The sequence below is a fragment of the Lysobacter sp. ESA13C genome, assembly GCF_019970005.1.
GTDB classification, from domain to species: domain Bacteria; phylum Pseudomonadota; class Gammaproteobacteria; order Xanthomonadales; family Xanthomonadaceae; genus Lysobacter; species Lysobacter antibioticus_B.
The window spans coordinates 1-254 of sequence record NZ_JAHXYK010000055.1 but is presented as its reverse complement, the minus strand read 5'-3'; the positions used below and the strand labels follow the sequence as shown (position 1 = coordinate 254).

The following is a 254-nucleotide window of genomic DNA, read 5'->3' as shown; positions in this document are numbered from 1 at the left end:
GAGCGCGTTGTATGGCGCGTACAGTCGTGGGGAAGCCGACCCGTTGCCTGCGCTGTCGCTCCAGTACGCGGACTACGCGGCGTGGCAGCGACGCTGGGTGTCGGGCGAGGTGTTGCAGGCGCAGGGGGCGTACTGGAAAGAGGCGCTGGCGGGAGCGCCGGGGCTGCTGGAGGTGCCGAGCGACCGACCGCGTCCTGCGCAGCAGGACTATGCGGGCGGCTTCGTGCGCTGCGAGCTGGATGCGGAACTGACGC

At 70.9% G+C, this 254-nt stretch carries 1 protein-coding gene; it reads left to right on the top strand.

The annotated features are described in order from the left end of the window. Positions 1-254: condensation domain-containing protein (locus LC490_RS24650; RefSeq protein ID WP_223621914.1), on the top strand; the 254-nt coding region annotated here is incomplete at both ends.